At 55.8% G+C, this 23,070-nt stretch carries 26 protein-coding genes, 1 other RNA gene and 1 pseudogene; 12 read left to right on the plus strand and 16 right to left on the minus strand.

Features of this window, described 5'->3' with window-relative positions; translation table 11 throughout:
* The first annotated feature begins 82 nt into the window (after window positions 1-82).
* Together FIV00_RS06015 and FIV00_RS06020 are read left to right on the plus strand one after the other, a co-directional pair.
* Window positions 83-1,087, plus strand: a complete 1,005-nt coding sequence (locus tag FIV00_RS06015; protein ID WP_152499893.1) for an NAD(P)H-quinone oxidoreductase — start codon at window positions 83-85, stop codon at window positions 1,085-1,087.
* Between the two features lie 153 nt (window positions 1,088-1,240).
* Window positions 1,241-1,972, plus strand: a pseudogene (locus FIV00_RS06020) (DUF1013 domain-containing protein); the annotation flags it as partial.
* Between the two features lie 222 nt (window positions 1,973-2,194).
* Here the strand turns inward: FIV00_RS06020 and FIV00_RS06025 are convergent.
* From FIV00_RS06025 to FIV00_RS06035, 3 genes are read right to left on the minus strand one after another with little or no spacing between them, the layout of a single operon-like run.
* Complete coding sequence (locus tag FIV00_RS06025) at window positions 2,195-2,926, minus strand: M50 family metallopeptidase (RefSeq protein ID WP_209006829.1); 732 nt, start codon at window positions 2,924-2,926, stop codon at window positions 2,195-2,197.
* A gap of 17 nt (window positions 2,927-2,943) precedes the next feature.
* Complete coding sequence (locus FIV00_RS06030; protein WP_152499894.1) at window positions 2,944-3,303, minus strand: DUF1801 domain-containing protein; 360 nt, start codon at window positions 3,301-3,303, stop codon at window positions 2,944-2,946.
* Window positions 3,304-3,307: 4 nt separating this feature from the next.
* Window positions 3,308-3,670 (minus strand): nuclear transport factor 2 family protein, encoded by a 363-nt coding sequence (locus FIV00_RS06035; protein ID WP_152499895.1) that lies wholly within the window; start codon window positions 3,668-3,670, stop codon window positions 3,308-3,310.
* Between the two features lie 13 nt (window positions 3,671-3,683).
* On the opposite strand from FIV00_RS06035, the gene FIV00_RS06040 reads away from it, so the two are divergent.
* The 3 genes from FIV00_RS06040 to FIV00_RS06050 all read left to right on the plus strand — a co-directional run bounded on the left by FIV00_RS06040 (window position 3,684) and on the right by FIV00_RS06050 (window position 5,370).
* Window positions 3,684-4,088 (plus strand): LuxR C-terminal-related transcriptional regulator, encoded by a 405-nt coding sequence (locus tag FIV00_RS06040; protein ID WP_247649346.1) that lies wholly within the window; start codon window positions 3,684-3,686, stop codon window positions 4,086-4,088.
* Between the two features lie 154 nt (window positions 4,089-4,242).
* The gene (locus FIV00_RS06045) at window positions 4,243-4,560 is read left to right on the plus strand and encodes a hypothetical protein (protein WP_152499897.1); all 318 of its coding nucleotides are present in this window, start codon (window positions 4,243-4,245) and stop codon (window positions 4,558-4,560) included.
* Between the two features lie 33 nt (window positions 4,561-4,593).
* Window positions 4,594-5,370, plus strand: coding sequence for a DUF4240 domain-containing protein (locus tag FIV00_RS06050; RefSeq protein ID WP_209006830.1), 777 nt, complete (start codon window positions 4,594-4,596; stop codon window positions 5,368-5,370).
* Window positions 5,371-5,388: 18 nt separating this feature from the next.
* On the opposite strand, the gene FIV00_RS06055 is transcribed toward FIV00_RS06050, so the two are convergent.
* The 12 genes from FIV00_RS06055 to tkt all read right to left on the minus strand — a co-directional run bounded on the left by FIV00_RS06055 (window position 5,389) and on the right by tkt (window position 18,108).
* On the minus strand, window positions 5,389-6,429 hold the full coding sequence (locus FIV00_RS06055) for a peptidoglycan -binding protein (RefSeq protein WP_152499898.1): 1,041 nt from the start codon (window positions 6,427-6,429) through the stop codon (window positions 5,389-5,391).
* 16 nt (window positions 6,430-6,445) lie between these two features.
* Window positions 6,446-7,435 (minus strand): flagellar motor protein MotA, encoded by a 990-nt coding sequence (locus FIV00_RS06060; RefSeq protein ID WP_152499899.1) that lies wholly within the window; start codon window positions 7,433-7,435, stop codon window positions 6,446-6,448.
* A 167-nt stretch (window positions 7,436-7,602) separates the two neighbouring features.
* Window positions 7,603-8,409: an inositol monophosphatase family protein gene (locus FIV00_RS06065; protein ID WP_152499900.1), complete on the minus strand. Its 807-nt coding sequence runs from the start codon at window positions 8,407-8,409 to the stop codon at window positions 7,603-7,605.
* A 73-nt stretch (window positions 8,410-8,482) separates the two neighbouring features.
* Window positions 8,483-9,046: an elongation factor P gene (gene efp / locus FIV00_RS06070; protein ID WP_152499901.1), complete on the minus strand. Its 564-nt coding sequence runs from the start codon at window positions 9,044-9,046 to the stop codon at window positions 8,483-8,485.
* A gap of 176 nt (window positions 9,047-9,222) precedes the next feature.
* Window positions 9,223-10,329 carry a tetratricopeptide repeat protein gene (locus FIV00_RS06075; RefSeq protein WP_209006831.1) on the minus strand — a complete coding sequence of 369 codons (1,107 nt, stop codon included), beginning with the start codon at window positions 10,327-10,329 and terminating at the stop codon, window positions 9,223-9,225.
* A gap of 46 nt (window positions 10,330-10,375) precedes the next feature.
* Window positions 10,376-11,047 carry a thiamine phosphate synthase gene (locus FIV00_RS06080; RefSeq protein ID WP_209006832.1) on the minus strand — a complete coding sequence of 224 codons (672 nt, stop codon included), beginning with the start codon at window positions 11,045-11,047 and terminating at the stop codon, window positions 10,376-10,378.
* Window positions 11,048-11,140: 93 nt separating this feature from the next.
* Window positions 11,141-12,208, minus strand: coding sequence for a class II fructose-bisphosphate aldolase (gene fba / locus FIV00_RS06085; protein WP_152499903.1), 1,068 nt, complete (start codon window positions 12,206-12,208; stop codon window positions 11,141-11,143).
* 230 nt (window positions 12,209-12,438) lie between these two features.
* Window positions 12,439-12,810, minus strand: a complete 372-nt coding sequence (locus FIV00_RS06090; protein ID WP_152499904.1) for a VOC family protein — start codon at window positions 12,808-12,810, stop codon at window positions 12,439-12,441.
* 26 nt (window positions 12,811-12,836) lie between these two features.
* Complete coding sequence (gene pgk, locus FIV00_RS06095) at window positions 12,837-14,030, minus strand: phosphoglycerate kinase (protein ID WP_152499905.1); 1,194 nt, start codon at window positions 14,028-14,030, stop codon at window positions 12,837-12,839.
* A gap of 14 nt (window positions 14,031-14,044) precedes the next feature.
* Entirely contained in the window at window positions 14,045-14,668 is a 624-nt protein-coding gene (locus FIV00_RS06100) for a LysE family translocator (protein ID WP_152499906.1), read from the minus strand.
* 295 nt (window positions 14,669-14,963) lie between these two features.
* Entirely contained in the window at window positions 14,964-15,974 is a 1,011-nt protein-coding gene (gene gap, locus FIV00_RS06105; RefSeq protein ID WP_152499907.1) for a type I glyceraldehyde-3-phosphate dehydrogenase, read from the minus strand.
* A gap of 145 nt (window positions 15,975-16,119) precedes the next feature.
* Entirely contained in the window at window positions 16,120-18,108 is a 1,989-nt protein-coding gene (gene tkt / locus FIV00_RS06110; RefSeq protein WP_152499908.1) for a transketolase, read from the minus strand.
* Between the two features lie 421 nt (window positions 18,109-18,529).
* Between tkt and FIV00_RS06115 the strand changes: the two genes are divergently transcribed.
* The 7 genes from FIV00_RS06115 to FIV00_RS06145 all read left to right on the plus strand — a co-directional run bounded on the left by FIV00_RS06115 (window position 18,530) and on the right by FIV00_RS06145 (window position 22,287).
* Window positions 18,530-18,826, plus strand: a complete 297-nt coding sequence (locus FIV00_RS06115; RefSeq protein WP_152499909.1) for a DUF4164 domain-containing protein — start codon at window positions 18,530-18,532, stop codon at window positions 18,824-18,826.
* Window positions 18,827-18,833: 7 nt separating this feature from the next.
* A complete protein-coding gene (locus tag FIV00_RS06120; RefSeq protein ID WP_152499910.1) occupies window positions 18,834-19,214 on the plus strand; it encodes a cell division protein ZapA in 381 nt (126 codons plus the stop codon).
* A 107-nt stretch (window positions 19,215-19,321) separates the two neighbouring features.
* Window positions 19,322-19,476, plus strand: a non-coding RNA gene (gene ssrS / locus FIV00_RS06125) — 6S RNA.
* A gap of 92 nt (window positions 19,477-19,568) precedes the next feature.
* On the plus strand, window positions 19,569-20,147 hold the full coding sequence (locus FIV00_RS06130; RefSeq protein ID WP_152499911.1) for a 5-formyltetrahydrofolate cyclo-ligase: 579 nt from the start codon (window positions 19,569-19,571) through the stop codon (window positions 20,145-20,147).
* A gap of 48 nt (window positions 20,148-20,195) precedes the next feature.
* The gene (locus FIV00_RS06135; RefSeq protein WP_152499912.1) at window positions 20,196-21,026 is read left to right on the plus strand and encodes a TIGR00282 family metallophosphoesterase; all 831 of its coding nucleotides are present in this window, start codon (window positions 20,196-20,198) and stop codon (window positions 21,024-21,026) included.
* A 102-nt stretch (window positions 21,027-21,128) separates the two neighbouring features.
* Window positions 21,129-21,875, plus strand: a complete 747-nt coding sequence (locus tag FIV00_RS06140) for a YebC/PmpR family DNA-binding transcriptional regulator (RefSeq protein ID WP_152499913.1) — start codon at window positions 21,129-21,131, stop codon at window positions 21,873-21,875.
* Between the two features lie 97 nt (window positions 21,876-21,972).
* On the plus strand, window positions 21,973-22,287 hold the full coding sequence (locus FIV00_RS06145) for a MazG-like family protein (protein WP_209006833.1): 315 nt from the start codon (window positions 21,973-21,975) through the stop codon (window positions 22,285-22,287).
* Here FIV00_RS06145 and FIV00_RS06150 read toward each other — a convergent pair.
* Entirely contained in the window at window positions 22,276-23,037 is a 762-nt protein-coding gene (locus tag FIV00_RS06150) for a sulfite exporter TauE/SafE family protein (protein WP_152499915.1), read from the minus strand. The two genes, FIV00_RS06145 and FIV00_RS06150, sit on opposite strands and share 12 nt — an antisense overlap.
* Between the last annotated feature and the right edge of the window lie 33 nt (window positions 23,038-23,070).

Here is a 23,070-nt window from a genome sequence, read left to right on the forward strand (position 1 = left end):
AAATCGGCCGATTGCCAATTTACCATAGTCCGGCCATCGAGCAGTGGACCAGTCCCAAAATGAACCAGAAGGAACGATCTTCATGCAAAAATTGCCGGTTAGCATGTCTGTTGTTGCAATTTCGGAAGCAGGCGGTCCGGACGTATTGCAGCTTGAGGAGCGTCCCGTTCCGGAGCCGGGTGTCGGCGAAGTTCTGATCCGTGTGCATGCTGCCGGCGTGAATCGGCCCGATGTCCTCCAGCGAGTGGGGGCCTATCCACCACCTAAAGGGGCCTCGGATCTGCCTGGCCTTGAAGTGTCGGGAGAGATTGTTGCGTGCGGAGAAAGCGCTAACGGTCACAAGATTGGCGATATGGTAACAGCGCTTGCGCCTGGAGGTGGATATGCCGCCTACTGCAAAGTGCCTGCAGGTCACGCGCTTGCAGTCCCCCGGGGACTGTCAATGATCGAAGCTGCGGCCCTTCCGGAAACCTTCTTCACTGTTTGGTCGAACGTGTTCGATCGATGCGGATTGGCCAGTGGTGAAAGGTTTCTTGTCCATGGCGGAACATCCGGTATCGGAACAACCGCCATTCAATTGGCAAAGGCGTTCGGTGCCGAAGTCTTCACGACTGTCGGATCGGAAGAAAAGGCAGAAGCCGTTCGTGCTTTGGGCGCTGACCACGCAATCGTCTATCGGGAGCAAGCCTTTGAAAAGGCGATCCTTGAGATCACGAATGGTGAGGGAGTGAATGTGATCCTCGACATGGTTGGCGGCGACTATGTTGAGAGAAACTGGAAAGCCGCCGCAGTCGAGGGACGGATATGCCAGATCGCCACATTGAATGGACTTTCAGAGAAGGTGAATTTCTCCCGTCTGATGGTCAAGCGGTTGACACACACGGGATCAACTTTGCGACCTCGCAGCGATGCTTTTAAATCGGCGATTGCCGAGAACCTCAAGACGAGGGTCTGGCCGATGCTCGAATCGGGAAATATCAAGCCGATTATGGATTCCACGTTTCCACTTGACCAGGCAGCCGATGCGCATCGGCGCATGGAAAGCTCTGGGCACATTGGCAAAATCGTTCTGACGATGGACGTGTGATAGTCCCGCAGGATCGGGAAGACGCAAAGATTGCCTTCCTATTTGCGTTTCCCCCGCGTTTTCACTATATTCCGCCCACTTCCCATTAAAGATAAATGGAACACTGCTTTTTCGCCCCGCCGGGCGAGGGAGCCGATGAGAGGAATTTACCCGATGGCGAACACGCCGCTTATGCCAAAGGCAACCGCCGTCTGGCTCGTGGACAACACCGCGTTGAGCTTCACGCAGATTGCGTCCTTCTGCAAACTGCATCCGCTCGAAGTGAAAGCGATTGCCGACGGAGAAGCCGCCCAGGGCATCAAGGGCCTTGATCCGATCCTGACCGGACAGTTGAGCCGTGAAGAGGTTGAAAAAGCCCAGAACGACCCGAACTACCAGCTGAAGCTTCAGGGGTCGAAAGTGGTCGTGCCGGAATCAAAGCGCAAAGGGCCACGTTATACGCCTGTTTCACGGCGCCAGGACCGTCCGAATGCAATCCTCTGGCTTGTGCGCAATCATCCGGAACTGAAAGATGCGCAGATCATGCGCCTGGTTGGCACCACCAAACCGACTATTGCCGCAATTCGCGACCGGACGCATTGGAATTCCGCCAACCTGACACCGTCTGATCCTGTGACACTCGGCCTGTGCAGCCAGCTGGAGCTGGATATGGAAGTTGAGAAGGGAGCCAAGAATGCTCCGCAGCCGATGGCTGGTGAGCCGGTCGAAAGGTTGATGCCGGTCGAAGAAACGACCAATGAAGACGCAATCGCTGCCGCATTCTCCTTTGACCCGAGCCAACCGGTCAAACGTGAGGAAGAAGAAGAAATCGATGCGGACGCCGTCTTTGCGAATCTCGGTTCACTGAAGAGCGATGAGAGTGAAGTCGGCGAAGAGGGCGATGCGCCTGCAAGCGAAGACGCGACGGCTGAAACTGACGATGATGTAGCTGAAGGCGAAGAAACTGAAGGCGAAGAGACCAAGTAATCGGTTCCTCGCTCGCTCGATCAGAACCGTCGGCTGTTTGCAGCCGGCGGTTTTTTTGTGCCTGGCAATCGACCATTGTCGCCGTTATCAGGCCGCTACCTTGCCGTAGGTTTTGCCCTTACCCCAGCCACGAGTGCTGTTTCAAGAGGCTTTGTTGCGCTTGACGCGGCCGATTTGGATGTTGCTGTTCTCGCCGATCGCAAATCGCATGCAATAGAAGATAACAACCAGGCTCAAAACCAGCCAAAGACCGCCCCAGAACACGGTTGGCAGGCCGAACTCCTCTGACAGCATATAGGCATCTGAACGCAATCCTGATCTTCGGATTGTGTCGTCGAATATGTCGTAGGGGACGTAAAAGATGCTCGACAAGCCGATGACCCGAAGCACCATGTCGTTGATTTCGAGGCTTAAAAATCGAGCGATTGCGAGCATTCCAAGTCCCGTGACCGTGCAAAAGAGCAACGGGAACCAGTCACGGATGTAGAGCAATGTGACCAGAAGCATGACGACGCCGAACAGTGCCAGGATTTGACGATCGAAATCGGTGCGCAGCGCGAGCATCAAAAGTCCGGCACCCAGGATCAGCGAGCCAAGATATCCGGCAGACAAGATTATGAACCTGCTGCCGCCACTCGAGATCACATGCCCGCCCTGGTTTGGCGACAATGAGAGGTCGAGCACCGTGCCTCCGGTCAGGATGGCAGCAATGGCATGAGACAGCTCGTGCAGGAACACAATCAGGATTTTAAGCGGAATGACGAGAGGTGTGTTCCACAGCAGGAACAGCACCACCATGATCAATATCAGCTGCCAGTGGTTCTTCAGGATCTGCATGCCATCTGAAAGGCCTTGGCGATAAGCAAAAGTCAAGCAGGTTGAGAATCCGCCTATGCTTCATCCCGCAAATCGCACCAGGCTTTCACGATAGACCGTAGCTCTGTTTCTTTCTGGGCAAGATCATCCAGACTGGCGATCTTGAAGGAGCGGGCTTCTTTGCCATCGCCTTCCAGGTTCGGAAAGGCACCTGGTATCAGGGCGCCTTTGTGAAACATAAGCGACGCATGTTTTTTCGCCTTCGGGAAGAAACTTGCCAGGTTGCCTTTGTATTCAAATGTCGGCGCTTGCCATTTTATGGTTTCACCAATCCGCGCATCCGCACGCAGAATAAGTTCACGGGTTGCCTCAAGAACGGGTTTCATCGGGTTGTCATAGGCTCTCAGCCATGCGTCCACATCCGGGTTCTTCATGGCATCATCCCAAATCAAGTGTTGTCTTCAGCGAGATGATCTTGCCGTTCTGCAGAACAAAGACATTCGTGCCGCTGCCGCTGCCTCCGGGAATGGCCTTGGAATAACAGGTCCATTTAACTGTAATGGTTGAGCCGGAGACTTCGACCGCACCCAAATTTATCACGGCATCGTCGAAGTCGTCGGTCCTGCTTGCTGCAAAAGCGGCAAGGATCGCCTCGCGTCCACGATGAGGTCCATCTTGGCCGGAAAAGGGTTCGGAGTATTCTGCATTATCGGCAAAAAGCTCTCCCAGTTGTGCCTGCCCGGACGGACCGGCTTGCATTGCCAGGAAAAAGTTTGTGATCTCTAGAGGCATGTCATTCATGGAAGTGTCCCATATGTCTGTTGATCCGAATGTGCTTGCCGCCCTTTCCGAGGCGCTTGAAAGTTTGAACCGGGATCCCCAGCGTCCTGTTCCCTCAAGTGTGATTGCAGCGCTTGCGCCCTTGGCCAGAGAAGGGACCAACCTTAAAATTGACCTGGAGGCCAGTCGCCAGATCGGTGCGCCACTTGTCACTCTCGGTTACTCGGTGCCCGAGAGCGATCTCTTCGCTCCATTGACACCCCGTCAGCGTGACGTCGCCGCTCTATTGGTTTGTGGTCAGTCCAATAAAGAAATTGCGAGAAATCTCTCCATCAGCCCCGCCACCGTAAAAGACCATGTCCATGCCATTTTAAAGCACTTAAACCTGCCTTCACGGGCAGCGGTTATCGCTGCAGCGAGATCCCCTGAAAAAAGCTAGCCGGGAAGGAAGTCGGTAGCAATCCATCTGAAGATGGATGTCATCCGCTCTACTGCCCCGGCTCAGATACGAACTGCAACGGCAAATTAAGAAAGCTGGATGCAATCTGCCGCCCAGTAGAACAGCCTTTCTTTTGATCGAGAGTGGCCCGCAAATGACGAACGAGATTGTAATCGCAGGCGACGTGATGTTTCGTCCGCGTTTCGACAACGTGTCGAGGGATTGCGAGCGTCTTATGGAACGTGTCGTCGAACTGACCCATCAGGGACAGTTGCAGCGGCAAGAAGGTAAGTCTCTTTTTGACCTTTATATCAAAGACGCCGAGCGGCGTTTGATCGACGCATTTTTTGCACGTGAGCTCTTTGAAGAGATTGAAACGCATTACTGTTACACATTTGAGATCGCATTCAGCTGGCCTCATGCGGATATGCGTTCCGATCTGGAGAAGCTCATATCTGCCGGGCAGGGCTAGCGGGCAATTCGGATCTGGCGACACTATCTGGCTTTGATCAAGCAGCACTATTGGGAGCTGATTGCTGCGCGAAACCGTGGCTTCAAGAAAGCGCCCCATCTGAACGAAAGTGAAGCTGAGCAACGCGCTGACTGGGACCGTTGGACAGGGCGAGTTCCTGAATACAAGGCCGACCTTCTGGCCATGATGGACACGGCGAAGGAATGTTTTGAGCGGGTAGGGGCAAGTCCTGCCCAACTTGAACGCCTTGCGTCAGAGCGCGACGAAGTTGCGGCAGAAGAACGCCGCGGTCCAAGCGGCAAGGTCGATCCAAGAAAAATCGATGAAGATGTCTTCTGGGAAATCGTCGGGCTTGCCGACGCCGACGGCCTGGGCGGACAGGTCGAACAGCTCGTAGAGCGCTTGGCCGGGTTCAAGGCGACGTCGATCAAGTCTTTCGACATTTTGCTACAGGAAAAGTGTGCCCTGGCGTACCGTGAAGACGTCTGGGCGCTTGCTTACCTTTTGAATGACGGTTGCTCGGATGATGACTTTGAAGGCTTCAGGTCTTGGTTGCTCCTGCAAGGCCGTGATGTATTCGAGGCCGTCCTGACCGACCCCGATGCTTTTCCGGTCTCCCGCTTTGACGGAAAAGCCGGCAGTGCGATGGATCTGCGGATGGCACCAATGCAGGCCTTTGAGATGCGGCAGGGAAAAGCGCTTTCCCGCAAAGCAGTCAAAGTGCCCAATGTGGATCTTGTGGAATTCAATGATACCGAACTTGCCGACCGCTTTCCGAGAGTGAGCTCGGAACTCGCTCGCATCCGATGAACAGGTGCAACCGGTCACTTAGCGTTCGGTTAGCTTCAGCTCAATCCGTCGGTTCTTGGCAAGGGCGTCCGGTGTCTCTCCCTCTTCCAATGGCTGGAATTCTCCGAAGCCGGCAGCGACCAGCCGTTTGGGATCAACGCCCCTTTCGATGAGATAGCGCACGACGGAGATTGCACGCGCAGCAGAGAGTTCCCAGTTATTGCGAAGCCGGCCGGTTCCAGAAAGTGGTCGTGCATCGGTGTGGCCATCAACACGCAGAACCCAATTGATTTCGTCGGGTATTTGCGCGCTCAGTTCCTGGATCGCCTCTGCCAGCTTGTCGAGCTCCTGTTCACCGTCAGGGTTGATGTCTTCTTGTCCACTGTCGAACAAGACTTCGGACTGGAACACGAAACGGTCACCGACAACCGAAATATCGGAGCGCTGCGACAGGATCTCGCGCAGGCGACCGAAGAAATCGGAGCGATAGCGCGACAATTCCTGAACGCGTTGCACAAGAGCCGCGTTGAGCCGGCGGCCGAGGCTGGCGATCTTCGCCTGGCTGTCGGCTTCCTTGGCCTCGGAGGCTTCAAGAGCTGCGTTCGCGGCTGCAATCTGACGGCGCAAGGCGGCAATTTGCTGGTTCAGCAGTTCGACCTGAGCCAATGCTTCCTGACTGACCTGACGTTCATCGTCGAGGAGGTTTTCAAGACGAGTTGCGCGGCCACCGGCAGCGTCTGCTGCGCCCGAACTGCTTTCCAGGAGGCCGAGCAGTCGGGACTGCTCAGCTTCAGCATCCGAAAGGCTGGCTTGCAGCCCGAGGATGGTGTCCTCAAGCTCACCGGAGCTGGCGCGTTCTAGTGCCAACAATTCGGTCAATTCGCTGATTTGGGCATTGAGCCTATTCAGCACAGTGTCCCGTCCGGACAGTTGCTGCGACAGGAAAAACTGCGCGATCATGAAGATCGACAACAGGAAGATGATCACAAGCAGAAGCGTCGCCATGGCATCAACGAAGCCCGGCCAGTAGTCCGTAGACTGTGCCCGGCGGCGCGCTCTCAGTCCTGCCAGTCCGGCCATTTCCGAAGTGCTCCCGTTATTCCTTGGCGCGGTCGAAGGCCGCGGCAATTGACGAGAGGAGGCTCTCTATGCGCTTTTGCTGTTCGCCCTGCTGCTCGGCCCAGTCGCGCATCATCTGCTGTTCGGAACGCACATGTTTGACAAGGCCCTGAATGCCTTCTGCCAAATTCGCCATCGCCTGCGCAGCATTCTTGCTGCCGCCATCCTCGACAGTTTTCTGGAGTGCTGTGATCGATGACTGAATCTCTTCAACACCTGGAGAATCGGTTGTGTTGAAAAGCCCTTCTTCCGGGTCGATATCGGTGACCGTGGAGAGCCAGTCTTCCAGTTCGTTGTAGAACCGGTTCTGTGCCTGTCCGGCCTGAAGATCAAGAAAGCCGAGAACCAGCGATCCGGTCAAACCGAAAAGCGATGACGAAAATGCGGTGCCCATGCCGGAGAGCGGTGCTTCCAGCCCGGCCTTGAGGTCTTCAAAGATCACATTGGCATCGCCTGAGCCGACATCCAGCGATTGGATGGTAGCGCCGACCGAACTCACGGTCTGGAGCAGGCCCCAGAACGTGCCAAGCAGACCTAGAAACACCAGAAGCCCGGTCAAGTAGCGCGACATTTCCCGCGATTCTTCCAATCGCATGCCGATGGAGTCCAGGATGGACCGCGCCGTTGTCGGCGTCAGCGCCATATCACCGGCCTTGTTGCCGAGGAGGGCTGCCATAGGTGCCAGAAGCACCGGTGAGCGTGTCTCGAGGGCAGGATCGCCAATCCGAAAACTGTTGACCCACGAGATCTCCGGGAAAAGGCGAATGACGCGTCCGAACAGGAGCAAGATGCCGAAGACGCCAACCAGAACAATCAGCCCGTTCAGTCCGGGGTTGCTCATGAAGGCGGTTGATATCTGGGGAAACAGGATGAAAGCGATGAAGGCAACGATCACCAGAAAGATGATCATGAAGGTCAGATAGGCCCTTGGGCTGGACAGGCTGTAGGGATCAAATTCACGGGCCATATTGCGCAATCAAATACCTGAATTGGATGTAACTAATTGATAGCGTGATTTTTAAGGGCTTGGGAACCGTGAATCGTGACTGAAACCTTAATAAAGTCTGGAAAGCTCAAAAACCGGCGCTCTGAAACAGGTGCGCCGGTGAAGCATGTTGCTGGTTTTCAGGAAGATTAGTCCTGCGCCGGAGCTTCGGCCTTCTTCAAAAGACGCAGCAGCTGTTTGTGGGCATCTTCGTTGCCGACAACAATATCGCCGCTTTCCAGCATCTTCGGCTTGCCAGACAGATCGCTGACGAAACCGCCGGCCTCGCGCACCATGAGGATGCCCGCGGCAATGTCCCAGGAATTGAGATTGCGCTCCCAGTAACCGTCGAGGCGGCCTGACGCGGTCCAGGCCAGATCAAGCGATGCTGCACCGAAACGCCTGATGCCTGCTACTTCCGGCATGACATATCTGAGTTCGCGCAGGGAGCGGCCGTGGTCGCCCATGCCGATGAACGGCAATCCCGTGCCGAACACCATGTCATTCAGATCGGTCCGGCCGGCAACGCGCAGTCGGCGATCGTTCAGAAAGGCACCCCGCCCGCGCTCGGCCGTGTAAAGCTCGTCCATGACGGGGTTGAAGATCACCCCGGCGACGATCTCTCCCGCGCGCTCAAGCGCAATAGAAGTCGAGAAGATCGGAATGCCATGAAGAAAGTTGGTGGTGCCGTCGAGCGGGTCGATGTGCCAGCGATGCTGACCGTCCGAGCCGTCAACTTCGCCGCTTTCTTCCATCACCAGGCCGAAGGTCGGGCGGGCTTTTGTCAGCTCTCCGCGAACGATTTCCTCAGCACGGCGATCTGCAGCAGAGACAAAGTCTCCCGGGCCTTTGCGGGAGACCTGAAGGTTTTCCACTTCACCGAAATCACGGACCAGGGAACGCCCTGCCTTGATCGCGGCTTGGGTCATGACATTGAGGAGAGCAGTGCGGGCCATGAATTATCACTTGTTGCTGGGCGCTGCCCGGACGGGTCCGGACACGCCAAAGGAAATTGCCAAATAAGGTGGCTCAATCAGCGCGGCGGACGTATTCCAGCGTGCCCGTATCGACGATGATTTTTTCACCAGCCGTGATGAAAGGCGGGACCATGACGCGGACGCCGTTTTCCATGAGTGCCGGTTTATAGGACGAAGACTGGGTCTGTCCCTTGACCACGGCATCGGCTTCGCTGATTTCCAGGGTCACGTGCTGCGGCAGCGTGATGCCGATCGGACGGTCTTCATGCAGTTCAACGGTGACCATCATGCCGTCTTGAAGGAAGGCTGCGCGATCTCCGACGAATTCCGATTGCAGTTCTAGCTGCTCGTACGTTTCAGTATCCATGAAGATCAGCATGTCGTCCTGGGTATAAAGGTACTGGAAATCCTTTTGTTCCAGACGGACGCGCTCGACCTTGTCTTCAGAGCGGAAACGCTCGTTCAGCTTCCGGCCATCGAGCAGATTTTTCATTTCGACCTGGGCGAAAGCACCGCCCTTGCCTGGCTTGACGTGCTGAACCTTGACAACGGCCCAAAGCGTATCTTGATGCTGCAGCACGTTACCGGGCTTGATTTCGTTTCCGTTGATTTTCATGGAACGACCGACTTGTTGATTTGTTTGGATCTGGAACGGCGCATGGAACAGCGGACGCTGGGGCACCGAAAATTGCTGGCGCCTGTCCACCACAAAAGTGCGCAGGTTTCAAGGAAAAAAGGCATTTTTGGTTCAGCGAGGGCCTTTGCACCGTGAAGTTTCGAGGGCAAAAGGCGTTAAGGTGTTTCGGCTGCCGGATCTTCGGACGGTGCCATCAACGTTGCTGAGTACTGTTCTGCCAGCTTGCGAGCGTTTTCCATGGTTGTTTCGTCCAGACTGTCGACGATCTGATCGAGATTAAGATCAGAAACGCCAAGCGTGCGGGCAATGAGGTGCCAGCCAGCGGCCGCGGCGAAATCCTGTTCCCGGCCTCTTCCGAAGGCGTAGATGCGTGCAAGCCTGTTCATTGCGACCGGGTTGCCTGACGTGGCTGCGCGTTCGAACCAGTCAGAAGCTTCTGCTTCGTCCGGATCAACGCCCTTTCCCTGAAAGCGCAGGATACCGTAATAGACCTGCGCTGATGTGTGCCCACGCCGTGCTGCCCTGCCCATCCAGAAAGCACCTTGGCCCGGATCGTTCAGGCCGCTCTGGGCTTCAAGATAGGAAAGGGCGAGGGCATATTGAGCTTCCGGATCGTTCAGTTGAGCTGCTTCTTCCAGGAGTTCTCTCGCCCTTTGTTCGTTGAAGGGGCGGCCTTCGCCTTCCTGATAAAGCAGCGCGAGATTGTAGAGTGCCGAAGCGTTGCCCGCATTGGCTGCCTGTTCAAAGAGATCGGCCGCCTTCTTCTTGTCGACGTCGACGCCATCTCCCAACAGATAGAACTGGGCGAGTTGCATCGCTGAGCCGTTGTCGCCCTTGTCCGCAGCAAGACGGTACCAGTCAGCAGCCTTGGTTTTGTCCTGCTTGATCCCGAGGCCCGCCTCATGCAGCACGCCCAGCAATGCCTGGGCGGACTGGTCTCCGCCTTCGGCAAGCGGTGTCGCCAGGCCGAGCGCTGTCAAAAACCAACCACGTTGAAAAGCCGCATAAGCCGTTGTTGCGTCCGCGGTTTCGTCCTCGGACAGCTTGGGCGGCCCTGCATCGACGATGCTCAAAAGGGTCTTGTCGGCGGTGGTCACATCGATCAAAACCGGAAGCGGTTTGTCCGGATCGTTTTCGGCCGGCTGGTTTTCTTCAGTTTCCTTTTCTCCCGTCTCTTTTGCCAGGGCTTCAGACCATGATGCGACAGATGAAAAACCCGTCAAGATACCACTCAGCACCAGGATCCCGGTCCAGCTTCTCAAGCTAAGATTTGTCCCAACTAACGGCATAGATCCGGCTCCGGCTTTTTTAAGTCTGATCGATATCGGGAAATGGATGAGCGTCCAATATTTTGTTTGCCTCGGCAATCAGGTCGGATGTGTCTCGATCAGACTGCCAAATGACATCCTTGACCGCAACAAAGTCGGCTCCTGTTGCCGCGACCTCGGCCAAGGTCTCCATGGAGTTTCCTGCAAGTGCGACACAGGGTGTTTCGAAAAGCTCGGCCCACCAGGAGGCGGAAGAAAGCGTCTTGGCATGTGCATTTTCCTTTTCGGCCAAATCCAGTTTGCCGAAGAAGAGATAGTCTACGCCGGTTTCCGCCCATTCCATGGCATCGTGCTTGAGCTTTGTGCCTCCCGTTCCGACAATACGCTCGGGCTGGAAGCTCTCAACGGCGAGTTTCAGGTCATCCAGAGATGTGTCGACGTGGACGCCATCGGCACCGGACCGGCCGGCTGCCTGTGTGTCGCGATAGACGATCGCCGCAGCTCCTCCCTTTTGAATAATGGGAACGAGCGTTTCAGCTGTTGTTTGCAGATCCTTTGTGTTTGCGCCAGGCATATAGATGAGCACACAGGCGATATCACCACCTGCAAAGGCCTGATCGAGTTTGCCTGTCAGTTCGGCCAGATCGAATTCCGGCGGCGTAACGAGAAATAGGCGCGGGCGGTTCACGGTGGTCAGGTCCTGTTCAATCACAAATCGGGTTCTTGTCCCTAAAGACGGCAAAAGAGGGACGCAAGGCCCCTCTTTCGAGAAAGTGAATGAATTGACGTCCCGGGATACGGGATGTCAGTCCGTTTTTGGATCGAGGCTGCCGGACTGGTAGCGGGCAGCCATATCGGCCAGGGTAATGATTTTCTTGATCTTGGATGCCTGACCAGCCGTGTTGAACGCTTCCAGCCGCTGGATGCAAAGCTTCTGCATCGCATCGCGCGCAGGCTTCAGGTATTTGCGCGGATCAAACTCGGACGGGTTTTCGGCAAAAACGCGACGGATTTGGCCGGTAATCGCCATCCGGTTGTCGGTGTCGATGTTGACCTTGCGCACGCCGTTCTTGATGCCGCGCTGGATTTCCTCGACGGGGACACCCCAAGTCTGGGGCATTTCACCACCATATTGGTTGATGATGTCCTGGAGATCCTGCGGGACGGACGATGACCCGTGCATCACGAGATGGGTGTCCGGAAGGCGGCGGTGAATCTCCTCGATAACGTTCATCGCCAGGATTTCCCCGTCAGGCTGACGCGTGAACTTATAAGCGCCGTGGCTTGTGCCCATTGCGATCGCGAGCGCGTCGACCTTGGTTTCCTTGACGAACTTTACAGCTTCCTCAGGGTCGGTCAGCAGTTGATCCTGGCTCAGTTTGCCTTCCGCGCCGTGGCCGTCTTCCTTGTCGCCCATGCCGGTTTCGAGTGATCCGAGGACACCCAGTTCGCCCTCAACGGAAATACCGCCAAGATGAGCCATGTCAGTCACCGTTTTGGTGACGCCGACATTGTAGTCCCAGCTGGCAGGGGTTTTGCCATCCGCTTCAAGCGAGCCGTCCATCATCACGGATGTGAAGCCGGCCTGGATGGCGCTCATGCAAGTTTGCGGTGCGTTGCCATGGTCCAGATGGACGCAGACTGGGATGTGCGGATAAATCTCCACAACGGCATCCATCATGTGTTTCAGCATGACGTCATGTGCATATGCACGTGCGCCGCGGGAGGCCTGAATGATCACCGGAGCGTCTGTCTGATCGGCCGCAGCCATGATCGCCAGCGCCTGCTCCATATTGTTGATGTTGAATGCGGGAACGCCGTAGTCGTTTTCCGCTGCGTGGTCCAACAGCTGGCGAAGGGTGATACGTGCCATTAAAGTCTCCCCTGATCCGGTGTCTGCGAAACGAGCCTTACCATAACAAGTATTCGCGTTGCCGGTGTTGCGGTGCGTCAATCATCGGTGTTTCTATCAAGATTTTCCGGCGTTGAAAGAGGGCCTTATCGGTTAAATCAATTTAAATACAAAGACATGGCAGAAATTTCACTCCCGTATTTAATTTGGAAATAAAAATAAATTTGCTGCCGGACCTGTATCAGCTTCGATCATGTGCTCGGGGAACTGATATCAACGAATGTACCTGCCGGATCACGCAGGATCATGCGCCGCTGGCCATAAGGCATTTCCCGGGGAGCTTCGACGATGTTTGCATTTTGCGCGAGCGCCTTTTCATAGACGGCATCACAATCATTAACGACAAATGTCAGGATTACTCCGGCAGGGGCCCGCTGGGCCCTTGCCGGAACAATCTCACTCGATTGCTTGAGGATACCAAGTTCCAGGGCCGGGTTTTCCGGGTCGGCAAGATTGACGAACCAGTCCGCGGAAAATCGCGGTTCGAAGCCTAGAATCTCCTGATAGAAGGCTGCTGTCACGGCAACCTCCTCCGTCAGGATGTTTGTGAAACTGCGCTGCATGACGGTTCTCCTGCTGATCTTGTCAGTTAGGCTTCAAGCGCTTTGACGCCGGGCAGTTCCTTACCTTCCAGCCACTCAAGGAAGGCACCTCCTGCTGTCGAGACATAGGAAAAATCATCGGCCGCACCAGCGTGATTGAGAGCTGCGACCGTGTCACCACCACCAGCAACCGAATTGAGCTTGCCGGCCTTGGTGTTGGCGGCGGCATGCCTTGCTGCAGCAACTGTTGCCGTATCGAAAGGTTCAATCTCAAACGCACCGAGCGGACCGTTCCAAACCAGCGTTTTGGCCGTATCGATCTTGGATGCGACGGTTTCGATCGATGCCACACCCACATCAAGGATCATGCCGTCTGCAGGTATCGCATCCAAAGAAACGGTTTCGTTTTCCGCGCCAGCCTTGAATTCCCGCGCGACCACTGCATCCGCCGGCAGGACGATTTCGCAACTGGCTGCTTCCGCAGCTGACATGATCCTCTTGGCCGTATCGGCAAGGTCGTGCTCGCAGAGTGATTTCCCAACATTGACGCCCTTGGCTGCGAGGAACGTGTTGGCCATGCCGCCACCGATCACCAGCATGTCGACTTTGGAGACGAGGTTCTCCAGAAGATCAATCTTTGAAGACACTTTCGCACCGCCAACAACGGCCAGGACCGGCCGTTTAGGGTCGCCGAGCGCAGAGCTGAGCGCTTCTAGTTCCGCCTGCATTGTCCGTCCCGCGTAAGCCGGCAACAGTTTGGCAATGCCTTCTGTGGAGCCGTGGGCACGGTGTGCTGCGGAGAACGCATCGTTCACGTAGAGGTCGCCATTTGACGCCAGGGCCTCTGCGAAAGACGGGTCGTTCTTTTCCTCGCCCTTGTGAAAACGCGTGTTTTCAAGAAGCAGGACATCACCATTTGACATTGCGGATGCGGCGTCAGATGCGGCCGGGCCGATGCAATCATCCGCAAAGCCGACCGTTTTGCCGAGCAGACTGGAGACCGCGGGTGCAACCGGGGCAAGCGACATGGATGACACCCGCTCGCCTTTCGGGCGGCCGAAATGAGCCAGCAGCACGACCTTTGCGCCCTTTTCAGAGAGTTCGCGGATTGTCGGCAGAACACGTTCAATACGTGTGGTGTCTGTGACTTTGCCGCCGTCCATCGGCACATTCAGATCTACACGGACGAGAACCCGTTTTCCGGTAATGTCGTTGATATTGTCGAGTGTATTGAAAGCCATGGGAACACCTGTTGTCAGGGACGGGTGGAATTGGTGGACACGGCGATGCCAATACCGAGCAAGGTCAGCAGCACGCCGAAGGAGCGCTCCAGCCAAAGCTTGGCGCGCATGAATTGAAACCGCACGGATGGCAGCGTGAAGAACAGCGTGACCAGAACAAACCACAAAAAGACGCCGCCCGCCATGATCATGCCATAGCCGATTTGCGTCCAGAGCGGGGTCATGGGTGAAGTCACCTGCAGGAAGACACTCAGGGCAAACATCGTGGCCTTCGGATTGGTCACATTTGTGAAGAAGCCCCAACGCAATGCCTTGAGAGGCGGCATGCCGGAGAGGCCGTTACTGCCGGGCATGTCCCTTGAGGCTGTCCGGTACATGGTCACCCCAAGAAAGATCAGATAGGCAGCACCGAGCAGCTTGAGTGCATTGAATAGCAGTATTGACTGGGACACGATCAGGCCGATGCCTGCAAGCGCGTAGGAGACATGAACACCCAGTGCCAATGCGATGCCAAGCGCGGTCATGATGCCGGCCAGTCTGCCGCCGATCAGGGCGTTTCGCAAAACGACCGCGAAGTCAGGCCCCGGCACAATTGCGACGACGATCGTCAGTGAGATAACGGTTAGTAGTTCGAGCACGTGGTCTCCAGAAGTTGGAATAAGATGGCCTAGCGATCTGGTGGATTTTCGAGGTTCTTGATCGTTTCAGCCTTTTGTTGGTCAACGTCAGGCTGCCAATGCCGGTGACTGCGCTGCCCATTTCTTTCCTTTGAGCGCTCCAGCCAATAAAAGCCGAGCCCAAGCATCACAACGACACAAATTATGATCGCAATTGTCATGCAACTACCTCAGTACCAAACAAAGAAAAGGCGGATGCAACGCTGCTGCACCCGCCTGACGTCAGACTGATTGTCTGGTCAACCAGATCATCTGGTTAGATGAGTTTCGCCATGGCAACGGCCGTGTCGGCCATGCGGTTGGAGAAGCCCCACTCGTTGTCGTACCAGGTCAGGATGCGCACAAAAGTGCCGTCCATAACCTTGGTCTGGTCCATGTGGAAGACGGAAGAGTGGCTGTCATGGTTGAAGTCCATGGAAACAAGCTTTTCTTCCGTGTAACCGAGAACACCCTTCAGCTTACCGTCCGCAGCTGCCTTGATCGCAGCATTGATTTCTTCAACACTGGTCTCGCGCTTGGCGATGAAGTTCAAGTCGACCACAGAGACGTTGGGTGTCGGCACGCGAATTGCCACGCCATCCATCTTGCCATTCAGCTCCGGCAGAACCAGTCCAACAGCTTTTGCCGCACCAGTGGATGTCGGGATCATGGACATGGCCGCCGCGCGAGCGCGGTAAAGATCCTTGTGCATGGTGTCCAGAGTCGGCTGGTCACCCGTGTAGGAGTGGATCGTTGTCATGAAGCCTTTTTCAATGCCGACGGTGTCATTGAGAACGTAAGCAACCGGCGACAGGCAGTTAGTGGTGCACGACGCGTTGGACACGACCAGATCTTCTGAAGTCAGTGCATCGTGGTTCACACCATAAACGATGGTCTTGTCAGCGCCTGCGGCTGGTGCTGAAACGAGAACACGCTTTGCACCGGCTTCCAGAAGCATTGAGGCCTTTTCTTTGGCGGTGAAGATGCCTGTGCATTCCATCGCAATGTCAACACCGAGCTCGCCCCATGGCAGTTCCTTCGGGTCGCGAATTGCGGTGACCTTGATAGGCTTGCCGCCGCCAACCGAGATCGTGTCACCGTCGACTGTCACTTCGGCGGGGAACCTGCCATGAACGGAGTCATAGCGCAGCAGATGTGCGTTTGTTTCAACCGGACCAAGATCGTTGATGGCGACGACTTCAATGTCGGTGCGGCCGGATTCGACAATCCCGCGCAGGATGTTCCGGCCAATGCGGCCAAAACCGTTGATTGCTACCTTGGTTACCATATTCCACTCCTGCGATCTTCGGCGTTTCATTCCAAGAAAAACGCCACCTTTATGACCACATGTGTCGTGGTCGCTTGGAAGAGCCTCAAGTGCTCAGGGCCCGGCAACATATGGAGGATCTGGCGTTGCCGGGAATTGATCTCAATTAAGTTGCGAGCTTTTCTTTCGCTGCAGAGACGACGGCGTCCTTGGTGATGCCGAAGTGCTCATACAGCTCCTTGTAAGGTGCGCTCGCGCCGAAGCCGTTCATGCCAATAAACAGGCCGTCATTGCCGACGAAACGGTCCCATCCCATGCGGATGCCCGCCTCAACGGCAATCTTGACCGCGCTGTCGCCGATGATGTCGGCCTTATAGTCGTCCGATTGGGATTCGAACAGTTCGAAAGATGGGACACTGACTACTCGCGTCGCAATACCTTCTTCGGTCAACTCTTTATGAGCATCGACAGCGATCTCAACTTCCGAGCCTGACGCAAAGATGGTGACCGCTGCGCTGTCTTCACAGTCAATCAACACATAAGCGCCTTTGGCACAAAGGTTGTCTTCTTCGAAATTCTTGCGCTGAGACGGAAGGTTCTGGCGGGTCAATGCCAGGACAGACGGTCCGGACCTGTCTTCAAGCGACAGCTGCCAGCATTCCAGCGTTTCGGTGATGTCGGCAGGCCGGTAGAACGTGAGGTTCGGGATTGCCCGCAGAGCCGCGAAATGTTCGACCGGTTGGTGGGTTGGGCCGTCTTCGCCAAGCCCGATGGAATCGTGCGTCATCACATGGATAACTCGCTGGCCCATCAATGCTGCTAGTCGGATCGACGGACGGCAGTAATCGGAGAAGATCAAGAAACCGCCGGAATAGGGGATCAGGCCACCATGCAGCGCCATCCCGTTCATGGCCGCAGCCATGCCGTGTTCGCGAATACCGTAATGAATGTAGCGACCGGAGAAATCGTCCGGTGTAACCGGCACGGTTTGTGGTGTTTTGGTGTTGTTCGAGCCGGTCAGGTCGGCTGACCCACCAATCGTTTCCGGTACGACTTCGTTGATCACGTTCAGGACAGCTTCGGAAGCCTTGCGCGTTGCCATGGTTGGCTGTTCGTCTGCGAGCTTCTTCTTGTAGTCCAGAATAGCCTGGGTGAACGTCGCTGGAAGATCACCACGGTACCGGCGGTCGAATTCGGCCCGCGTTTCCGCGTCCGCATCCGCAAATCGCTTTTGCCAGTCCTTGTGTGCGTGGGCGGAACGGAGCCCGGCAATCCGCCATGCATCCAGAACATCGCTTGGAATGTCAAAGGGCTCGTGCGGCCAGTTGAGCGCGTCGCGTGTTCCGACAATTTCTTCAGCACCCAGCGGTGAACCATGCGCCTTTTGCGACCCGGCTTTGGTGGGAGCTCCAAATCCGATTGTGGTTTTGGCAGCAATCAGGGTCGGTCTGTCACTTGCCTGGGCTTGGCGGATCACGGCGGCAAGAGCTTCCGGGTCATGACCGTCAACACTCAAAGTGTTCCAGCCTGAGGCCGCAAAGCGGGCCTGCTGGTCCGTCGAATCGGTGATTTCGACCTTACCGTCAATGGAAATGCCGTTGTCGTCCCAGATCACGATCAGCTTGTTCAGCTTGAGGTGACCGGCAAGTGTCAGTGCTTCCTGGCTGATGCCTTCCATGAGGCAGCCGTCGCCAGCGAGAACGTATGTGTAGTGATCGACAAGATCTTTGCCGAAACGCTCTTCCTGCAGACGTTCGGCAATCGCCATGCCAACCGCATTGCCCAGGCCCTGGCCGAGCGGGCCGGTTGTGGTCTCAATGCCAGCGCCATGGCCATATTCCGGGTGGCCGGCCGTGCGCGAGCCGAGCTGGCGGAAGTTCTTGATTTCGTCGAGCGTGAAATCTTCGTAGCCGAGCAAGTACAGCAGGCTGTACAGCAGCATGGATCCGTGACCAGCAGAAAGAACGAAGCGATCGCGGTCGGACCAGTCGGGTGCAGTCGGATCAAACTTCAGGAACTGGGTAAACAGAACGGTTGCGATATCGGCGGCCCCCATGGGCAGTCCGGGGTGACCGGATTTCGCCTTTTCCACGGCATCGATGGCAAGGAAGCGGATCGCGTTTGCCATGCGCTGGTGTTTTTCAATATCGGTCATCGTCTTCCCGTTGCTTGCGTTGAAGCGCCGTTGCCGAGGTTGGACCGCCCGGCAAGGTATGAATGAGGTACGTTGCTCAGAAGCTGACTATCGTCAATTTCGAACAGGCGCCAGACAAATATCAGGAACCGTCGGCGAGTCAACAAAGGCGAGCCAACGGAATCCGGGAAGAAATTTTCTTTTTGGGCGTTATAGAGTTGAGGATTCTGCCAATGGTGCCATTGACTGAGAGAAGTTGCGATGCCTAAGCTCGACGCCCTGAAAAAGATTTGCTTTTTCGCCGCGAAACAATCGCGTGAACGCTGTGTCGGAAGTGTCATTGGATGTTGCGCGACACAGTAGCGAAAGCGCCAAATCTCCGGAATGTGCGTTTGAAAGGAACTGGCGGACCGCCGCAAAACACTTTGGGAAAATGTAATTAATGGCGGATGTCGACTGCATGGAAAAGACCAGTCTTACCGACGCGGTAAAGCGCCTTGATACTGCTGTCGGTCAGCTGGAGGCGGCTGTTCAGCGTCGCATGGACGCCGACAGATCGTTGAATGCCCTGCAGGATGATCTTCAAAGGCTTGGCGAAGACAGGTCTCAGCTGGCTGCATCACTGGATGAAAGCGAAGCGCGGGCCTCCCGTTTGGAGGAAGCCAACAAGGACGTGTCCCGCCGGCTTGTTTCCGCCATGGAAACCATCCGAAGCGTTCTTGATGCGCATGGAGGCTGACTGAACAATGGCGCAGATTACCGTCACGATTAATGGCAAAGCCTTCCGGATGGCTTGCGATGATGGTGAAGAGGAACGTCTTCAGGGCCTGGCGGCGCGCTTCGATGGCTGGATCGGGGAATTGAAGGGTGCGTTCGGTGAGATTGGCGATCAGCGCCTGACCGTCATGGCCGGCATCATGGCAACCGACCAATTGTCGGAACTTGAACGCAAGATCGTCAGGCTTGAAGCGGACCTGGAAGATGCCAAACGGCAGCAGGATGCAGCGCTCGATAACATGAGCCAGAACGAAGAAGAACTCTCCAGGGCGGTCAATACTGCTGCAGCAAGGATTGAAAGCCTTGCTGATGGCTTGAGCAAGAGCCTCAAAAATCCGGAAAATTCCTGAACACTGCTGGTTCGTGCTGTGGTTCTTTGAATTCAGTCTTCAAAATCGTTTGTATTGAATTCCATGCCGCTCTGGTAATTGCCTGAAGTCGGGTCTATATGCCGTAGTCGCGGCTGCCCGACACGTCAGGAACATTATCCCCGGGGCCTTACGCATTCCTTCGGGAGCTGTCCCTGCGCTGGGCCGTGGTCCGTTGCATACGGCGCCCACCTACTTTGTAGGTTCTCCGGGATTGCAGATCCAACGGTCGGACGGCTGCACCTTTCTATTCCAAGTGCCCGGCTACACTGGCCGGTAGTCGTGCTTGCGGCGAACCGGGCCAAGACAGATTTGATCGCTCTGACGTAAAGGCTCATGGCTATTCCTTCTTCCCATGCCGACAAAAAAGAAGCTGTTCGCAGGCATGCACTCGCCCGCCGAAAGGCGATGGACGAGATCGAACGGATCGAAAAGAGCCTTGCGCTGGTTGATCATGTCGACGATCTGCCTCTTCCCGAGGGAGCTATCGTTTCAGGTTTCTGGCCAATCCGTGACGAGATAGATATCAGACCGCTCATGGATGCCTTGCGTCAAAGAGGCCACCCACTGTGTCTGCCGGCGATTGCCGAACCTCATCTTGAGTTTCGCAGACTTGAGCGCGACAGCGAACTGGTGCGGGCAGGTTTTGGGACACTGGAACCAGCGCCGTCTGCAGAAAAAATGCGCCCGGATGTCATGCTCATGCCCCTGTCCGGTTTCGACAGTGCCGGTAACCGACTTGGCTATGGAAAGGGGCACTACGATACGGCAATTGCAGCCATCGAAAGAGAAGGCCCCCTCCTGTGTATCGGCGTGGCTTTTGCGGTTCAGGAGGTTGACCGCGTGCCCTTTGAAGCGCATGACAAACCTCTGAATGGGATTTTAACTGAAGTCGGATACCGGGCATTCAGCTGACTACAGACCGCTGTCGCATGTCAGCCTTTGATCGCCTAGCGAGGTTACATGCGTATTTTGTTTCTGGGGGATCTTGTCGGCCGCTCCGGTCGTTCTGCGGTGATCGACAAATTGCCCGGGCTCGTAGAAGACAACCAGCTCGACTTCGTCATTGTGAATGGTGAAAACGCGGCGTCCGGTTTCGGGATCACCGAGGCAATTCTTCAAGATGTTCTGGACGCCGGTGCAGACGTTGTAACGACTGGAAATCATGTGTGGGATCAGCGGGACACGCTTGTTTATATCGAGCGTCAGGATCGTCTGCTCAGACCTGTGAACTATCCTTCAGGCACGCCGGGTCGGGGAGCACATCTTTATACGGCCCGAAACGGTGCTCAGGTGATGGTCGCCAATGTGATGGGGCGCGTCTATATGGATGCGCTCGATGACCCCTTTGCCGCGATGGACAGGGTTGTGTCCGACTGCCCGCTGGCTGAAGTTGCCGATGCGATCATTGTCGACATGCACGCCGAGGCAACAAGCGAAAAACAGGCGATGGGTCATTTCCTGGATGGGAGGGTCAGTCTCGTGGTTGGCACACATACCCATGTTCCGACTGCCGACCACCAAATCCTGGAGAACGGGACGGCCTACCTTTCGGATGCCGGGATGTGCGGTGCTTATGACAGCGTGCTCGGGATGGACAAAGAAGAGCCGGTCAATCGGTTCCAACGCAAGATCCCGGGATCAAGGTTCACGCCGGCAACGGGAGACGCCACGATCTGCGGCGTGGCTATCGAAACCGATGATCAGACGGGACTTGCAGACCGGATTGCACCTCTCCGGATCGGAGGGCGCCTGGAGCCGGTCCAGCCGTATTTCTGGTCCGATCCAGACTGATGAGACGTCATGCGTTTCCGCAAGCTGGATTTTCGACCTCAACTTGCCTATAAGCGGGCGCAGTTTTCATCGAAATTACCTTAAGAAGAACCGAGAAGAGCCATGGCAGGCCATTCAAAATTCAAGAACATCATGCACCGCAAGGGCCGCCAGGATGCAGCCCGCTCCAAGATGTTCTCCAAACTGTCCAAGGAAATCACCGTCGCGGCAAAGATGGGTGACCCAGACCCAGACTCCAATCCGCGCCTGCGTCTTGCCGTTCAGAACGCCAAGGCCCAGTCGATGCCCAAGGACAATATCCAGCGGGCAATCAACAAGTCGCAAACGGGTGATGGCGATAACTACGAAGAGATCCGCTACGAGGGATACGGACCAGCCGGTGTTGCCGTTGTCGTCGAGGCGCTGACGGACAATCGCAACCGGTCTGCTTCCAACGTGCGCTCTTATTTCACGAAATGCGGCGGCTCGCTTGGGGAAACCGGCTCGGTCTCCTTCATGTTCGACCGTGTTGGTGAGGTCATCTACAAGCCCGATGCAGGTGAAGCCGATGCGGTTCTGGAGGCTGCGATCGAGGCGGGTGCTGAAGATGTGCAATCGGATGAAGGCGGTCACACGATCTATACGGCCTTTGAAGATTTGAATGACGTTGCCAAGGCGCTTGAAGATGCACTTGGAGAAGCCGATTCCACCAAGATCATCTGGAAACCGCAGAACCTCACGCCCGTTGATGTGGACAAGGCGCAAACGCTGATGAAACTGATCGATATGCTTGAGGACGATGATGATGTTCAAAACGTCTACTCGAACTTCGATGTCGATGAAGAAACAATGGCCGCACTTGCGACCTAAGAGGGCGTGACGTTTCTTTTCAAAACCCCGGCTAGGCCGGGGTTTTTTGGTTCAACGGCTCGTTTATTTTCTGCACGAATTTTTGAAAGGTCTCGCTGTGTTCCAGATTTTCGAGTTGACCCAGGACGATCCCAAGACGCTGCAGGAACGCACGCTGAAGCTTTCCGAAGAGGCCGGCGAACTGGCGCAGGCCGTTTTGTCCGTCACCAAAGCACCGGGCAGTGCTTATAAAAACCATTCCATTGAGGATGTGCGCGAAGAGGCGGTCGATGCAACAATCGTCGCGCTCAGCATTCTTGCGCAAGCGTGTTCAAGCCGCTCAGAATTCGAGAGCGAACTGGAAAGGCTCATGAGCGAAAAATGCGGGAAGTGGCGAGAAAAGGTTCTGGAACAGGAAGCGTCAGCGGAATAATTCGTCCAGTGCTGGCATGCTGGTCAAAGCCGCCAAGGCGATCAGGCCATAGGCAACTTTCCGGTAGAGGCTCGGGTTCGCCCATTTAAAGCCGCGTGTGCCGGTGAAGATCGCAAGGGCATAAACCGGAACCGCTACGACCAGCAGGTGAAGCACCTTGATGGTGAAAAATCCATGCAGCATGTAGGCGAAAAACGTACCCACGCTTGCCAGGGAAAAGAAGACGATCAGGTTGGCTCTGATGGTTTGAGGGTCGGATGAGCTGGACAGCCACATGGCAACGACGGGCGGGGCTGACACCTGTGATACGCCGCCAAGAATGCCGGAGACCCCACCTGTTGCAAAAGATATCGCCGAATTTGGCTGCTTTTGGTAGCGCCAGCCCGAAATCAAAAGCAGAAGCAGTCCGGTCACGATGGCAAAGATGGTCCATCTCAAAACGAGAATGTCCGTATTGGCGAGAAGCCATGCGCCGAGATGTACAAAGATGACCGCACCGAACACGGCGGGCAGCACCGTGGACCATACGCACTGCCTGACAGCGCGTATCAAAAGCGGCAGTGTCACGATGCTGTCAATGAAAAGGAATGTCGCGGCGGCTGTGGCCGGCAGGATGACGCTTGTTGCTACGGGGATGAAAATCATGCCGGCACCAAAACCAGCAAATCCGCGAACGCACCCGGCGACGAACAGAACAAGCGCCAGGAAGGCAAGCAAGTCGGGTGTGTAAGAGGTGAAAATTTCGTCCATGAATTCTCGTTGGTGAGCAGCATCCACGCAATA

Source organism: Labrenzia sp. THAF82 (assembly GCF_009363435.1).
In the GTDB taxonomy this organism is placed as follows: domain Bacteria; phylum Pseudomonadota; class Alphaproteobacteria; order Rhizobiales; family Stappiaceae; genus Roseibium; species Roseibium porphyridii.

Excerpts from the sequence above, each read along its gene's own strand:
- FIV00_RS06015 (WP_152499893.1), top strand. The coding sequence starts at position 83 with ATGCAAAAATTGCCGGTTAGCATGTCTGTTGTTGCAATTTCGGAAGCA.
- FIV00_RS06030 (WP_152499894.1), bottom strand. The coding sequence starts at position 3,303 with ATGAAGAACCCGGATGTGGACGCATGGCTGAGAGCCTATGACAACCCG.
- FIV00_RS06035 (WP_152499895.1), bottom strand. The coding sequence starts at position 3,670 with ATGAATGACATGCCTCTAGAGATCACAAACTTTTTCCTGGCAATGCAA.
- FIV00_RS06040 (WP_247649346.1), top strand. The coding sequence starts at position 3,684 with ATGTCTGTTGATCCGAATGTGCTTGCCGCCCTTTCCGAGGCGCTTGAA.
- FIV00_RS06045 (WP_152499897.1), top strand. The coding sequence starts at position 4,243 with ATGACGAACGAGATTGTAATCGCAGGCGACGTGATGTTTCGTCCGCGT.
- FIV00_RS06055 (WP_152499898.1), bottom strand. The coding sequence starts at position 6,429 with ATGGCCGGACTGGCAGGACTGAGAGCGCGCCGCCGGGCACAGTCTACG.
- FIV00_RS06060 (WP_152499899.1), bottom strand. The coding sequence starts at position 7,435 with ATGGCCCGTGAATTTGATCCCTACAGCCTGTCCAGCCCAAGGGCCTAT.
- FIV00_RS06065 (WP_152499900.1), bottom strand. The coding sequence starts at position 8,409 with ATGGCCCGCACTGCTCTCCTCAATGTCATGACCCAAGCCGCGATCAAG.
- efp (WP_152499901.1), bottom strand. The coding sequence starts at position 9,046 with ATGAAAATCAACGGAAACGAAATCAAGCCCGGTAACGTGCTGCAGCAT.
- fba (WP_152499903.1), bottom strand. The coding sequence starts at position 12,208 with ATGGCACGTATCACCCTTCGCCAGCTGTTGGACCACGCAGCGGAAAAC.
- FIV00_RS06090 (WP_152499904.1), bottom strand. The coding sequence starts at position 12,810 with ATGCAGCGCAGTTTCACAAACATCCTGACGGAGGAGGTTGCCGTGACA.
- pgk (WP_152499905.1), bottom strand. The coding sequence starts at position 14,030 with ATGGCTTTCAATACACTCGACAATATCAACGACATTACCGGAAAACGG.
- gap (WP_152499907.1), bottom strand. The coding sequence starts at position 15,974 with ATGGTAACCAAGGTAGCAATCAACGGTTTTGGCCGCATTGGCCGGAAC.
- tkt (WP_152499908.1), bottom strand. The coding sequence starts at position 18,108 with ATGACCGATATTGAAAAACACCAGCGCATGGCAAACGCGATCCGCTTC.
- FIV00_RS06115 (WP_152499909.1), top strand. The coding sequence starts at position 18,530 with ATGGCGGATGTCGACTGCATGGAAAAGACCAGTCTTACCGACGCGGTA.
- FIV00_RS06120 (WP_152499910.1), top strand. The coding sequence starts at position 18,834 with ATGGCGCAGATTACCGTCACGATTAATGGCAAAGCCTTCCGGATGGCT.
- FIV00_RS06130 (WP_152499911.1), top strand. The coding sequence starts at position 19,569 with ATGGCTATTCCTTCTTCCCATGCCGACAAAAAAGAAGCTGTTCGCAGG.
- FIV00_RS06135 (WP_152499912.1), top strand. The coding sequence starts at position 20,196 with ATGCGTATTTTGTTTCTGGGGGATCTTGTCGGCCGCTCCGGTCGTTCT.
- FIV00_RS06140 (WP_152499913.1), top strand. The coding sequence starts at position 21,129 with ATGGCAGGCCATTCAAAATTCAAGAACATCATGCACCGCAAGGGCCGC.
- FIV00_RS06150 (WP_152499915.1), bottom strand. The coding sequence starts at position 23,037 with ATGGACGAAATTTTCACCTCTTACACACCCGACTTGCTTGCCTTCCTG.